Origin of the sequence: Qipengyuania benthica (genome assembly GCF_030717865.1) — a bacterium.
In the GTDB taxonomy this organism is placed as follows: Bacteria; Pseudomonadota; Alphaproteobacteria; order Sphingomonadales; family Sphingomonadaceae; genus Qipengyuania; species Qipengyuania benthica.
On the sequence record NZ_JAVAIL010000003.1, the window covers coordinates 404,073 to 418,530 of the forward strand.

General features: G+C 63.5%; 9 protein-coding genes. 1 reads left to right on the forward strand and 8 read right to left on the reverse strand.

The window, feature by feature from the left end; all coding sequences use genetic code 11:
• Positions 1–9: 9 nt before the first annotated feature.
• Positions 10–1,515 carry an MFS transporter gene (locus tag Q9K01_RS10865; RefSeq protein ID WP_305930270.1) on the reverse strand — a complete coding sequence of 502 codons (1,506 nt, stop codon included), beginning with the start codon at positions 1,513–1,515 and terminating at the stop codon, positions 10–12.
• A complete protein-coding gene (locus Q9K01_RS10870) occupies positions 1,512–2,807 on the reverse strand; it encodes an acyl-CoA dehydrogenase family protein (protein WP_305930271.1) in 1,296 nt (431 codons plus the stop codon). The genes Q9K01_RS10865 and Q9K01_RS10870 overlap by 4 nt, the downstream gene beginning before the upstream one ends.
• Before the next feature lie 585 nt (positions 2,808–3,392).
• On the opposite strand from Q9K01_RS10870, the gene Q9K01_RS10875 reads away from it, so the two are divergent.
• The gene (locus tag Q9K01_RS10875; RefSeq protein WP_305930272.1) at positions 3,393–6,455 is read left to right on the forward strand and encodes a TonB-dependent receptor domain-containing protein; all 3,063 of its coding nucleotides are present in this window, start codon (positions 3,393–3,395) and stop codon (positions 6,453–6,455) included.
• 617 nt (positions 6,456–7,072) lie between these two features.
• On the opposite strand, the gene Q9K01_RS10880 is transcribed toward Q9K01_RS10875, so the two are convergent.
• Genes Q9K01_RS10880 through Q9K01_RS10905 form a run of 6 tightly spaced genes read right to left on the reverse strand, consistent with a single transcriptional unit; the run spans position 7,073 to position 14,434 of the window.
• A complete protein-coding gene (locus Q9K01_RS10880) occupies positions 7,073–7,240 on the reverse strand; it encodes a hypothetical protein (RefSeq protein ID WP_305930273.1) in 168 nt (55 codons plus the stop codon).
• Between the two features lie 4 nt (positions 7,241–7,244).
• Complete coding sequence (locus Q9K01_RS10885; protein ID WP_305930274.1) at positions 7,245–7,424, reverse strand: hypothetical protein; 180 nt, start codon at positions 7,422–7,424, stop codon at positions 7,245–7,247.
• A gap of 17 nt (positions 7,425–7,441) precedes the next feature.
• Positions 7,442–7,678, reverse strand: a complete 237-nt coding sequence (locus Q9K01_RS10890; protein WP_305930275.1) for a hypothetical protein — start codon at positions 7,676–7,678, stop codon at positions 7,442–7,444.
• Positions 7,675–8,112, reverse strand: coding sequence for a DUF5681 domain-containing protein (locus Q9K01_RS10895; protein WP_305930276.1), 438 nt, complete (start codon positions 8,110–8,112; stop codon positions 7,675–7,677). Before Q9K01_RS10895 ends, Q9K01_RS10890 begins: the two co-directional genes overlap by 4 nt.
• Complete coding sequence (locus Q9K01_RS10900) at positions 8,112–13,361, reverse strand: thermonuclease family protein (RefSeq protein WP_305930277.1); 5,250 nt, start codon at positions 13,359–13,361, stop codon at positions 8,112–8,114. Before Q9K01_RS10900 ends, Q9K01_RS10895 begins: the two co-directional genes overlap by 1 nt.
• A complete protein-coding gene (locus Q9K01_RS10905) occupies positions 13,358–14,434 on the reverse strand; it encodes a hypothetical protein (protein WP_305930278.1) in 1,077 nt (358 codons plus the stop codon). The genes Q9K01_RS10900 and Q9K01_RS10905 overlap by 4 nt, the downstream gene beginning before the upstream one ends.
• Positions 14,435–14,458 lie beyond the last annotated feature (24 nt).

Below are 14,458 nucleotides of genomic sequence, written 5' to 3' on the forward strand. Positions count from 1 at the left end.
GCTGCAGCCTCAGCGAGCCGGCGATCCGAACGCGCCGTCGCGGATCGTCTGTTCTCGGGCTTCGGCCTCGCGCGCCCGCAATCGGTCGATGTTGTCGCGGTGGCTCGCCTCGGTGATCGGGTAAAACAGCAGGAACAGTGCGCCGATGGTCCAGAGTCCGAAAGAAGCGGGAATATAATGGATCAGCAGGCTCTGCTGCATCGCCTCGGTGACCAGATCCGGATCGAGGTTCGCCGGAAATTCCGACAATTCCAGCACTATACCGGCCACCAGAATGCCCAGACCGGTCGAACATTGCTGCATGAAGCTGGAGGCCGCGAAAAATACCCCCGCGGTGTGCTGGCCGGTCCGCACCGCATGGTCCTCCACCACATCGGCCAACATCGACGAAGTGTTGATCAGCGATATGGCGATCATCGCGCCATAAACCGCTCCGATCACGAACAGCGTCGGCAGCAACAGCGGGTGACCCGGCGGGAAGAACGCACCCAGCAATGTCAGGACCAGCGGCGAAAGACCCAGCGTGATGCCCATCAGGGCCATCACCATCGAGGTGTTGCGCTTGCCGAGCCATGCGGAGAAGCGCGATGCCAACGGCGCGGCGATGGTGGCGGCGACGAGGCTGTCGATCGTCAGCAGGGCCAGCTGATCGGCCTGCAGCTTGAACACATAGGTGCCGAAATACAGCGTGGTCGCGGCATAAAGCCCGATCGCGGTGTATTTGAACACGCCGAAGCCGAAGATGGCGAGAAAGCCGCGATTGCGAAACGCGCGTCCCATTTCGCGCAGATGCGATTCCGGCACCGCGCCCTCGCCCGGTGCCGTGCGCTGGCGCAGGTATGGCACCCGCTTCAACGTGCCCAGCCCGCACACCAGGATCGCGGTGAAGATCAGAGCACCGCCCAAAAAGGCGAATTTCACATAGCCTTCGGGATTGAGCTGGCCGCGCGAGATCTCCGGCGTCGCGACGAAGAAGACCGCCAGGCTGAAAGCGGTGAAGCCGAAAGTGCCCGCATATCCGAACCAGTAGCGCAGTCCGAACAGCCTGGTTCGCGCGGCGTAATCGTCGGTCAGTTCCGGATTCATCGCGCTCGACGGAATCTCGAAGGCGCTGATCGAGGTCCGCGTCAGCGAGGCGATGGCGAAAATCCAGAAACCCATCTGCAGATCGGTCAGCCCGGCCGGCGGAAACCAGGCGAGAATGAAGAAGAACGCCGTCGGCAGCGCCGATCCGAGGATGAAGGGGTGCCGGCGACCGATGCGCGAGCGGGTCATGTCCGACCATCGCCCGATGAACGGGTCAGCGAACGCATCGACCAGTAGGGTCAGCGCGATCGCCGTGGAGACGATCGATGCGGGCACGCCGAGCACCTGATTGTAGAAGAGCAGCAGATAGGTCGAAAAGGCGGCGTTCTTGATGCCATTGGCGACCGCACCGAAGCCATAACTCAATCGCTGCGGCCTGGTGATGGGGGGAATGCTCTTGGAGGCGGTGTGCAACGACCGATCGCTCACTCGGCTGCCTCCACGATTTCCTCGATGGGATCGTACATTTCGCGTGCCCTGGCCCGACGATCGAGCAGTGAATGATGGGGGAAAACCGGGTCCGCGACGTCGCGATATTGGCGCAGATGCTGCTTCGCGACGGTGACCTTGTGAACCTCCGTCGGCCCGTCGGCGATCCCCATCACCATCGAGCCGATCAGGCTGCCGACGAAGGGCATTTCGTTCGATACGCCGAGCGACCCGTGGATGTGGATGCAGCGATGCGCGATGTCGTGATAGACCTTGGGCATCAGCGCCTTGATCGCCGCTATGTCCTTGCGCACCTTGCGATAATCCTGGTGCTTGTCGATCATCCAGGCGGTCTTGAGTACGAACAGCTTGAACTGCTCCAGCTCGATATAGCTGTCGGCGATCTGCATCTGGACCGCCTGATAATCGGCGATGGTGCCGGTGCGGGTCTTGCGGCTGACCGCCCGGCGGCTCATCGCGTCGAGCAGACGGCGACAATTGCCGACCGTCCGCATGGTGTGATGCACCCGTCCTCCGCCCAGCCGGGTCTGCGAAATGGCGAAGGCACCGCCCTGCTCGCCGAGCAGGTGATCCGCAGGAACCCGCACGTCGGTATAGCGGATATAGCTTTCCGAGCCGTCCTCCTGCCCGTAGACCCCGACATTGCGGATAATCTCGACACCCGGCGTATCGACCGGCACGATGAACATGCTCATCCGTTCGTGGCGCGGCGCATCGGGATCGGTCACCGCCATGACGATCAGGAAATCGGCCCATTTGCCATTGGTCGAGAACCATTTCTCGCCGTTGATCTTCCAGTGATTGCCGTCGATCTCCGCGCGAGTGATGAAAGCGGTCGGATCGGAACCGCCCTGCGGCTCGGTCATGGAGAAGGCCGATACGATCTCGTTGGTGAGCAGAGGCTGAAGATACCGTTCCTTCTGCTCTGCTGTCCCATAGTGTGCGATGATCTCGGCGTTGCCGGTATCGGGCGCCTGGCAACCGAAGACGATCGGCGCAAAGCTGGAGCCTCCCAGGATCTCGTTCATCAGGCCGAGCTTGACCTGACCGTAGCCCTGCCCGCCGAGTTCGGGACCGAGATGACAGGCCCACAGCCCCTTGGCTCTCACTTCCTCCTGCAGAGGCCGGACAAGCTCGTTTCGGCGCGGGTTTTTCACATCATAGGGGTGAATACCGAGCAGCCCCAGCGGCTCGACTTTCTCGCGCACGAAATCGTCCATCCAGTCGAGCTTCTCCTGAAACTCGGGGTCGGTTTCGAAATCCCACGCCACGCCTGATCCTTCCCGATGAACCGCCGTTTGCCGGCTGGCCCATCAGCCATACCCAATGTTTAGGATTAAGCAAGGCCCAGCGCTCTGGAGATCCGCGGATGATCGCGCTTGCGCTTCGCCCCTCGAATGATCCGATACGCACGTCCGGCATTCTCGTACCGGCCGAACGGGCGACCGCCGCGATCGGATGCCCGCAGCTGCATCCGCAAAGATGGCGCGATTGTCGAAGGGCCAGCGCTACGCAGATGGCGAAGGTACTGCGTCTATGAGCGCGACCGAACTCGCAACTAAATGAATCATCGGTATGTATTCACCCTTCACCCCTCTGGCCGAGGCCGCATAGCCGCGGAACCGGTGCCGATCCGACGGAGCTCATGGCTCAGTCGAGCCAGTTAAGTTTCTAAACGCTACGGAAACTCGGACTTCGGCATCTGGGATATCATGTTCGGAGGCGCACGAAGTCCCAGCTACTCGATCTGGTCGGAGTTATAATTACACACACCGCACCTTGACACGCACGCCGGAGTCGCGTCATTTAAAAAACTCGGTATGCGCGAAAAAGCGCAGCCGCGGGAGGAGAGGGACATGACAGGAAACAGGCTCGACCATAGCTGTGCACTGTGGGCGCTCGCGGCGGGGATCGCCTCGCTCACGCCAACCGTAGCTCTGGGGCAGGAGGCGGTCGAAGGCGCTCAAGGCCCGGTTATCAACGAACCGGGACCGGTGAGCGACGAGGACGACCGTACGATCGTGGTGACCGGTTCGCTCATCCGCGGAACACCCGAAGACAGCGCGCTGAACGTCTCGGTCTTCACGACCGAGGAATTCGCCCAGGAGGGAGTCACTTCGCCGCTCGACTTCATCAAGGATATCCCTGCGGTCGGTCCGGTCCTGGGAGATTCCAACCAGTTTTCCGCAGCCGCGCAGGGTCTCGGGGGGGTCGGCTCGCTAAACCTGCGCAACCTCGGGCCAACCCGGACGTTGGTGCTGCTCAACGGCCATCGCACGATCGTCTCCCCCGGCGACGGGATAGTCGACACCAATTTGCTTCCGCTGTTCGCTCTGGAGCGTGTCGAACTGCTGAAAGACGGTGCGGCCGTCACATACGGCTCGGACGCGGTCGCCGGCGTTGCCAATTTCATAACCCGCAAGAATTTCGAGGGAATCGAACTGCAAGGGGATTATCGCTTCATCCAGGACAGCGATGGCGACTACACCGCCAGCATCCTGGCGGGCCAGAACCTGGGCGAAGATGTGAACCTGCTGCTCGGCTTCGGCTATCGCCACCGTTCGCCGCTCGCCGCGATCGATCGCGACTACGCCAACCTGCCTTACGAGATCAATCCGGCCGGCTATTCGCTGGTCAGCAACCCGGCCACTTACTTCCCCGCCATCCGCACGACCGGACCGATCCGGAACAATCCCGCCGCCGCGCGGCGCCCGACGGTGGTGGCAGGCACTCCCTTCCAGGATGCCGGCTGCGCTGCGCTGGGCGGCACCCAGCTGTTCTCGGGCGGCACCACACCGCTGTGCGCCTACCAGTTCACAGACTACAACAATCTCGTCGAGGAGCAGGACTTCTACCAGGCCTTCGGTCAGTTGAATGTCGACCTCTCCAGCGCCGTGCGCTTCAACGCCGATGTCCTCTGGGCCCGCAGCGTGACGCGCACCGCCCTGTCGCCTTCCTATCCGTCGACGACGGGCCCCGCCGGCCCCGGAACGCAATTCAACTATTTCGTGCCCAGCACCAATCCCGGTTTTGCCGCATTCGCAGCGCAAACGGGGTTCCCGGCGACCACGGCGATCCCTGCCCCCTACGGCGCAGCGATCCTTCTCTATCGGCCCTTTGCGCTCGGCGGCAATCCACTGGCGGATTCGCCGTACGGCAACGAAAGCTTCGGCAAGAACAACAGTTGGCGGGTTTCTTCCGGCCTGGAATTCGATCTCGATTCCGAGCTCGTGGCCTCGCTGCAAGGCACCTATATCCAGTCGAGTTCGGAATCGCTCGTTCCGGACTATCTCCCGGTACGCCTGCAGAATGCGCTCGACGGCCTGGGAGGCCCCGACTGCAATGTCGCGACGGGTACGCCGGGCCAGGGCGGCTGTCGCTTCTACAACCCTTTTTCCAACGCCCTCGCGCTCAACCAGATCACCGGACAGACCAATCCCGGCTACACCGGCCCGGCGGGTCAAGCCAATGCCAACGATCCCGAATTGCTGCGCTTTCTGTTCGGCAACACCGGAACGCTGCAGCAGGAGCAGAACCTGATCGTCGACGGCCTGATCTCCGGCGGTCTGGGGGGACTGGACCTCGGCGCGGGCCCCGTGCAATTCGGGGTTGGAGCGCAGTATCGCTCGACCAATTTCGACACTCGTGGTCGCAACGACGAGGGTCTCTTTCTGAACGATCCCCAGCGCAATCCTTGTCGGATCCCGGGCGACACCACTTGCGCCGTACGGACGGGTCCCTTCGCCTTCCTCGGCCAGTCACGCAATATCGAACTGTTCAGCGACGTCTATGCGGTTTTCGGCGAAGTCCAGATCCCGCTGCTGGACGCGCTCGAGGTCAATCTGGCCTTGCGATACGAAGACTATGGCGGCCAGACCGGCTCGACGCTCGATCCCAAGGGCAGCTTTCGTTTCGAAGCGACCCCCTGGCTGGTTCTGCGCGGCTCCGCCTCGACGACCTTCCGGGGTCCGCTGCCCAGCAACGTCTCGCCGACCACCGTTACCGCGCTTCAGGCGATCGACGCAGCCAACGGCGGCTTTCTCTCCGTCGACATCACAGGCGACCCCGCATTGCGACCCGAGAGCGCCTTTACCTATAATCTCGGTGCTGTGATCCAGAGCCGCAATTTCAACGCCTCGGTCGACTATTGGAGCTACGATTTCGAGGATGCGATCGCGCTGGAGGACGAGAACGCAATCGCCAGCGCGGTTGTACCGGAGCGCGGCGGTCTGGCCGATTGCAGCAATCCGCTTGCAGATCGCCTCACCTTTGCCAACGGCTGCATCCAGGGGGTCACGAGGGGCGCCGATCTCGCACGCGTCCAGACCTTCATCGTCAACAGCGCACCGGTGAAGACGAATGGCTTCGACTTCTCGGCCGACTACACGTTCTTCTTCGGCGAAAGTGCCTTCACATTGGGTGCGGCGGCAACCTGGACCTTGAATTACGACGTCGAGCCGCAAGTCGTCGAGGGGGTCGAAATTTCGGGCGCCTATGACGCCGTCGGCTTCGCCAATTTCGATCGCGCGCCCGGCACGATCTCCGAGGTGAAAGGCAATGCCTTCGCCAATCTCAACGTCGGCAATCTGAACGCCCGATACGTGTTCCGCTATGCGAGCGGCGTGACCGACGACCGGTGCCCCAGCGATGCACCATGCTTCGTGGCGACCGCTGGAACCAGCTTTGGCGATCGGACGACGGAAACCGATTTCGGGCGCGAGATTCCGGCGCTGCAACAACACGACTTCACGCTGCTCTACGATCTCGCGTTCGCCTCTGCCGAAGTGCAGTTGCAGGCCTCGGTCGAGAACATCTTCGACGAGGACCCGCCGGCGGCGCGATTCGAGCTGGGATACAATCCCTTCATCGGCACCCCGCTCGGCCGGACATTCCGTCTCGGAGCCAAGGTCCGCTTCTGAAGCTTCGCTGTCGAGCGGCGACGATCGCCCGGTGCTGCGCAGCACCGGGCATTGTTCTGCGTCGCTGACGGACAGAACCCCACGGGCGGTGATTGTCGCAGGAATAAAATGGATGCCCCGTGAGCATCCATAGAAAGCCTTGGGAATGGCAGAAACAAGGGCCTTTGCTGGGGTTGGCAGATTGCCGCTCCCTCATTTACTCCCCCAGCGTGTTGCTAGACCAGCCGCCAGACCAGATTGCAGGCCATCGCGCTGCACACGATGAAGGCAAGGCCCCAGCCCATCGGATCGCCTTAGCGGTCCCGAGCGCCCCGCCCCTTCCTGCGAACGTGCAGGTTCTCCCAGAGCATCAGCCCAGCACCGACCGCCAAGACCAGCACGGCACCTGCCATCATTCCTAGGATCGCATCGCTCGACATGGGCGAAGGCTACCCCCGAGCGCCCGGCATGCCAGCGCCTATCCCAAAGGCCCTAGGGGACCTTCGCTGGACGAACGCCACGCGGACTGCGCCAGCTAGACAGCCGCGTCCAGATCGTCCCAATCGTCCGCATCGAGCAAGGCCCGCTCATCCTCTAGGAAGGCGGGAGGGGCTGGCACAATAGGCACGATAGGCACATTAGCTCCCATCGACCGCCCGTTGTTCAGGCTTCACGCCCACCAGCTTAATAAACAGCGGCTCGCCATCGTGCTTGCCGTGCTGCGCTTCATGCCGTGCGAGTGCGTCGGGCTGGCTTTCGCCAGCTTCAAGCAGGATCGCCGGGCCGTGGGTTGCATCGCTTGTCATGTCTTCAAGCTGCGACAGGCGACGGGAAAGGTTTGCGGATGATGACATAAAGCAGGTTCTCGCTTTCAGGATCGACCGGGCCACCATGCAGGGCAATGGCTTCGTCCTCGGTCTGGTTTTCATATTGGCGGATGCAGCGATAAGGCCGGAACCCCACCGCCCGCCGGGTTTCGAGCGCGTCCACTCGTTTGCCTAGCTGCCTCATCGAGCAGCCCCCGCGCTTAGCCTGGACGACTGCCACGGACCCCGCGAGGGATCGTGCCACCACTCATCGAAGCGCGCGGCTTCCTCGCTATCCATCGGCTCGACCGGCTCAGCCTCAGCTTGCGCCGCCTCAGCAGCCGTCAGGGGAATGCCAAGCCATCGCTTGATCGCCGGACTGCAGCGCGGGGTGGTAGTGGTTTCGAGCTTGTCCAGCCGCCGTTTCAGTGCGTTCATTTCTTGTCCTCCAGTGCTGCAATCCGGGTTTCCAGATCGCCGGTTTCAACAAGGTTCTTGTGTGCTGTCAGCAGGGCCATCACCCGCCCCGCTTCGTCCGGCGTCACCTCGCCAGCCGCCACCGCCGCCAGCAATGCAGACGATGCCGCAACCGCGTCCGCTGCGCTTTCGATTGTCGGGAGAGTGAAGCAGACGGGGTTGTCTTTACGGGGCGGCGCTATCCGGTCGAGGCACAGCCGCAGGGCCGTGGTGTCACCTTCCAGCGCCTTGTCGATGGCTGCGCGGGTCAGCCCCTCAGCTTCGCCTTCAAGCAGCGCCTCGATTGCCAGCGTCGTCTTATGGCGCGCACCCCGAGGCTTCCCAGCAGGGTTGCCAGAGACACCCGGAGCGAACTGCCCGCCCTGTTTCCTGCGTGTATTTGCAGGCTTCCCCATTACATCGCCATCCCGCCAAGCATCGGCGCGCCGTTCCAATCGGGGAACACGACATGCAGGTGATCGCCTTCGTTCAGCACGGAGGCTTCCGGCTCGAGCCGCCCGACTTGAGCAGCCAGCCAGCCCATCGACCTGCCCGGAGGCGGAGTGAGATCCAGCGCAGAGCCATCTAGGTGCCGGCTGTTCGCGGCTGGCTTGTAGCCCCTGCGCCGCATGTCCGCCTGATACTCTGCAGAGCGGAAGCCGGACGTAATACCCACACCCGGAATCGCTTGCTCTAGGCTTCCCATCACATCGCGTTGCGCGACAGGCTGACCCGGCCAAGACACTTCCGGCGCGGACGACACGGGCGAGGCAGGTTGCCCCGGCCATACATCACCACCAGCCGGAGCGTTGCGAGCGCCGCCCGGCCATGCCGGTTGAGATAGAGCGCCCTTCGCCGGGAGCGTGTAGTTGTCATCGCCCAGATGGCTACGCGCCACCTCCCGAGCATCGCGGATTGCCTTCTTGGCAGCACGACGCTTGCCCGCCTCATCGAGCGCCCGATATTCGTCGGAGCGGATAAGACTGCCTAGCGCGTTGTAGGTCAGCCGCCCGGAAATCTCGTGATAGCGGTCGTAAACGTCCGGAGCGTAGTCGATCCGCTCCCCGTCCTCAGTGTATTGCTTGCCCGGAGCGCTGACGCTCTTGTCGATCCGCAGCATCTCAGCGATGACTGGATCGTTCTTTTCTCGCGATTGCCAGAACGGCGAGAAGAAGTCCGGCCCGAGGCTGTCATTCTCGATTGCCTCTCCGAAGATGTCCCGACGCGGCAGCAGATCATCCGTCATGCCGGGGATTCGCGCCTGGATTGCTTCGCCCACGCTTTCCCGCCTGCGTGAAATGGGATCAATCGCGCGGGCCACGCCAGCGACACCGGCTGGCACCGCGAACGAGCTGGCCACGCGTTCCATCCAGTTGCCCGCGTAGCGCCCCGGGTCATCGAGAGCGGCCACGAAGTCAGACATGCCGGAAAGCCATGTCTTGCTGGCGAGATTGCCCATGATCGAAGCAACAAGCATCGTGGCCTTGTCGTCCGCCTGCTTGTCGCTCAGCCCGCTCGGCAGGGTCGCCATGTCAGCGGCAACGCCAATCGTGGTCGAGAACGGATCAAGCCGCGAATAGCTGACGTAGCGGTCGCCCACCTTGACCGAGTAGGGCTGCCATCCATCGGCATAGAGCAGGCGAGCCTTCGCGGGATCGGGGGGAACCGCGCCCGTAATCACACCCTCTTGCGCAGCCTGATAGATGACCGCCGCGAAGCCAGACCCAAGCACAGACTTAGCAATCGCCAAGTCCCTGCGGTCCCCGCCCGCTGCGAAGTCCTCGCGCCATTCCTTGAGCAGCGGCGCGGCAGGGGAGCGCTCCGTTGCAAACTTCATCAGGTTGATCGGAGTCCGGACGAAGGGGACAACCACCTTCGCGACGATGTTGGACGATGTGACGTTGGAAATGCCCTGCCCGAACTTCCCTAGCTTGCGCTGGAAGGTCAGATAGCGCCCGTAGTCCAGCGCACGATTATACATGTCGTCGGTCGGGTCAGCGAGCAGCTCGGCAATCCGGGTTTCACGCTCAGCGCCCGTCTTGCCCTCGCGGGTCGCAATCCGCACAGCCTGCGCGTTCAACTCCATTCGCCGGGCAATGCCCTTGAACAACTGATCCTCAGCGGTCAGCAGCCGGGTAGGAATGCGCAGTATCTCGCCCTTCATCCCCCGAATGGCCTTGAACTCATCGCCCTCGACCTTGGAAGCGAAGTCGTCAGCCTCGCCAGTGCGCAGGGCCTTGGCGAACAGCCGAGCACCCTCCTTCGTCCCTTGGATAAGTCCGAAGGCCCGCGCCCCGACCTCGCGACCCATGATCCGCTCTTTGGCACCCTTGCCGGCAATGGCCCGGCGAGCAGCACCTATGGCGGACGCGGTTGCATATTCGGGAATTTGAGCAATCGAGGTGGCGGTGTTCGACACCATGTTGACGATATGGGTTGGCGGGTTCGACAACAGGAAGTTGATGTAGAACTCGGAAAGCTTGTTCTGCCACTTGGGCTGGCGCGCCTTCTCAGCGACCGCGTTGAAGACACCGGGGCTGGTTTCCGAGGCTTCGATCAGCACCCTCGCTGCGTCCTGCAATTCCTCGCGGCCACCACCAGCGCGAACGAGGCTGGCGAGAACATCGCCACGAACGGAGCGGCTGGACGCGGCCTGCCTGAATTGAGCCAGCGCCCGGCCAGCCTCTGCAGTCATGCCCGAGACTTGCTCTTGGATGGCAACGTGACGCATCCACTTCTGGCGGAACTCTGCCAGCGCTTCGTCGCCCGGCTCCTCAAGCTGGCGAATGCGCTTGGCCGCGTTGACCAACTCATTGCCCGATTTTGCGAGCATCTGCCGAGCGGCCAAGGCTTCCTCAGCGTTGAAGGCCTGCCCCTTGCGGCGGCTCAGCAGCGACTCCGGCGTCATGTTCAATTCGGACGCCAGCCGTTCGGTCTCTGCCTGGGTAATGCGCCCACGGGTTGCCGCGTCGAAGCCGCCCAGCGTGTCGAAGGAGGATTTCAGCGCCCGGCGAATGTCCTGCGGCGTGTCGAGCTTGGACACATCGACATTGCCCACGCGCGCAATCGCATCAGAGGGCCACTCCACATAGGCTTCGGGCGGAGCGAAGGGCTCGGCGCTATCGCCCGGCGTCGAGCGATCAGCCCAGACCGGGCCACCTTCCGCAAGCTGCTGCTGTTCAAGGTCGAAGCGCTCAGCCTGCGTTGCCTCGAATGCGTCAATCTCGGGCGCATCCTCGGGGCGGAAGCGACGACCCGCGCCACCGTTGTAGGTTTCGCCCAGCGCATCGAGGAAGGTGTTAACGTCCGGGCGATCCGGAAGCTCGGGGAAATAGCCCGCTTCCCATGCAGCCAGCGCCGCGTCGTCCAGCGACATCCCGTCCTGATCGTTCCGGATCGGGCCGAAGCGCATTTCCTGCCCGATATGATCGAGGCCCCGGCGCGCTGCGTTGTTGTCTATCCCGATAGTCGAAAGCTCGCCGCCCTGTTCGCGCAAGCCGCCCTGAGTGCGAAGCCAGCCGACCATATCGACCGGCCCCACCTTGGGAACCTCGCGGCCCATGTAGTTGGTGACCGTGCGCTTACCCAGCATCGTGCGTTCGTTCGGAACCGAGGCGGGAGCAAATCGGCCGGAATCTATCGCTGCAGCTTCCTGCGGCCCCTCGACTATATTGCCCGGCATAGGCAGCACATCGCGCGGCTGGACACCCTGCGCCGCAGCCATCCGCTCCGCATCCGTGGCGGCATCGAGCAGGCGACGCGGACGCTGCGCCCCCATGTCGAGATAATCAGGCCGGCGAGGCGCAGGAGCCGAAAGGCTTTGCCCCGGCTCGGCATCCATCGCCATGTCGCGGCGCACCCCATCGGCCACAGCATCGGCGCGCCCTTGCCACCAGTTGGCGACATGACTGTCCGACGCGTCTCTCGCAGCGGTTACGTCATCCGGGTTGTAGAACAGACCGTCCCGGCCCTGCTGCATATCCGCAGCGCCAAGGTATCCGTCCCGCGCATAGCCCTTGCCCTCGATTGCTTCCTCAAACGTGGCGTCCCACTCGCCCTTCGCATCGGCTTCAAGGTCGGGAGTGGTCATGTCCCAACGGCGGCTAAGCTCAGCCTCAAACGCGGTCGTCGGCTGGTTCTCGTTTGCAGGGGACAAAGCTTCGGCATCGCTCATCTTGCGCCCCGGCCATTCGGGGGGATGGCTCGGCGACCCTGCAGCGCCTGAGCCGCCCGCAAAGCCGCCTTCCGGCATCGCTTCGCCTTCCGCCGGGGTTCCGGGCCACGGTTCCCCCTGCGCACCCTCAGAGGTGCGAACAGGCGCACCACGGAAGGCAGCGACATCGCGAGAGCCGCCGGGACCACGAAGCCCGCTCCACGCCCTCGACAGGACAGGAGCCACCGCCTGGAGCGTCTTGCCCAGCAGCGGGTCGGCAATCGCCCCCATGGTAGCGCCTAGCGGGACATTCTTTGCCCGATCGATCGCAGACCCGTCAGAGCCAAGGAAGGCCTCGGTGCCACCCCATGCCGCACCCACCTTGGCAAGCTGGGGAACCGTGCGAGCGCCAGCACCAAAGGGCAGGGCGAAGCCGGACGTAACCACCCCGGTAATCTCCGCGCCAGTGCTGACCCCCGGATAGGTCGTCTGATCGTAGGACAAGACCCCCGTGTTCTGGCGCTGGTTGTTCGCCCAAATGTCGGCAAGGCGTCGGTCGCTGTTCCAGAGGCTTTCGCGCCCATCGGTTCCGCCCAGCGTATCAACGACTGCGCCCAATTCATCGAGGCCCCCTGCGAGGAAGCCAGAGCCGAACTTGCGAACCCCAGCACCAACCGCCCCATCCCCGGAATCGATCATCAAGGGAGGCGGGGAGGCGTAGCCCACATAGGGCTCCACCGAGCCCCCAGCATCGCGTTTGGCCACCCACGAGCGCAGATCATCGGGCCGTGTCGTCTCATAATTGTTCAGCGCTAGGAAGGCGTTGATTTCGTCCGCCGTGCCAGTCTTCAGCAAACCGAGATATTGCGCCTCCACCTCAGGCGGCAAGCCATCATCCGGCGTCGGTGTGTCCCAGAACTGCGCAATGGTTTCGCGCGGCGCGACATAGCCGGGATTGTCTCGGTGCTGCTCTGGGGTCTGCGCGAACGTGCCGTGCATCCCAAGGCGGTTTTGACGCGCCCGGCGCTCAGCTTCCAGATAGTCACGCTGGCGCTGCGGATCGCTCTCGAGATAGTCGGGAGCCGCCAGCCCGTAGCCTTGCCGCAAGATTGAGCGGCCCGCGTCGTCCTGCCCCGCCGAGATAGGCGCAACCGTGCGCCCCCAGCTTTGACCGAATTGCGGCCCGACCGTGGCAGGCCCATTACCGAGGAACCCCTGCAGATAGTCTTGGGAGTCGGTCCCGATAGGAACCGTGCCGCCCGTGCGATCCCAGCCTTGTTGGCCAATCTCGGGAGCATCGACGCCAACCAGCCGCACACGCGTTTCCCCATCGCGCACCGTGTCGCCATCGGTCGCAACCGGGGCTTCGAGCGTGACGGGTCCAGCCTTCTTGGAACCGAACAGACCCTTGGCCTTGGGCGGAGATCCTTTCGGCTTCGCACCTTGCCCGGAAGCTGGCTGACCCGGCCACTGGACGGGCGCAGGATCGGCAGGCGTTCCCGGCCAGCTCAACGGGTATAGACCTTGCCATCAGGCGTCCGATAGCGAGTGCCGGGCTTGAGCCTCTGAGCCTGCGCAGGGGTTGAGACAGTCTGGATGGCAGCACCCGCCCCGCGTCCAGCCGTGGGAGTCTGGCGCAGCGTCATGCGGTTGCTCTGCCGCGCGCCTTCCATCCCCAGCCGGTTGCCCTGCCGCGCCCGTTCCATAGCCAGGCGGTTTTCCTGCCGGTAGCCTTCCAGCCCCCGGTCGTTGCCGGTGCGATGGTCGTCAAGCTGCACGTCCCGCTCGTATGCCGAGGGTCCGGAGCCGCGCAAAATGAAGTCCTCGACCGCCTGGAAATATTCGTCAGAACCCGGTTCGAGGCCAAGACCTTCGGCGTAAAGCTCGAAATCTTCCGCCCCGTCGAACAGGACCGAGGATTCGCCAGAGCGCGGATCGAACTGGACCCGATCCCGCCCGATGGTGAACGGGTTTGCTGCCTGCAGATCGGCGTCTCGCTGCGCTGCATAGTCGCCCTGCTGCCAATCGAGTATCTGCTTGGCGGCGTCGAACTGGCGCTGCTGATAAGCGTTCTTGCGACCGATGATGTTCTGGACCGCGTAACCCTGCCGACCACTTGCGCCCGCCAGACCATCGCCCAGAATGGCGAGCGCTACCTGCCAATCCTTCGGTTTCTTATACTCGCCCGTCAGCGCCTTCATCGCCGCGTCGTAATCGAACGGCTGGCGCATGGACGCACCCAGCGGACCCGCGTTGCCGGGCATGGCTGGTGCCTGAGACTTGACCGGCAAATCGTTGAACCCGCCCACACTCCAATGACCGGCGTCAGCCTGTTCCGGCTGAGGCTGCATCCGGGCGCCCAAGCCTTGACCGGGAGCAGGCATGCCGCTCGCCGGTCCCGGCTGTTCTGCGGCTGCATTAACAGTCATCGGCGCACCGCCCACCGGGGTAGCCCGCGAACCATCCATATTGAACGTGCCGCCGCCAAAGCCGCCAATCGGCCCCGGCATTGCGGGCTGGTCCGGGTTCTGTGCGGGGTCCGGGTAGAACTTGCCAGACTTGCCGAACAAGCCCTTGGTCTGCATTCCAATCGGAGCGCGGTTTGTCAT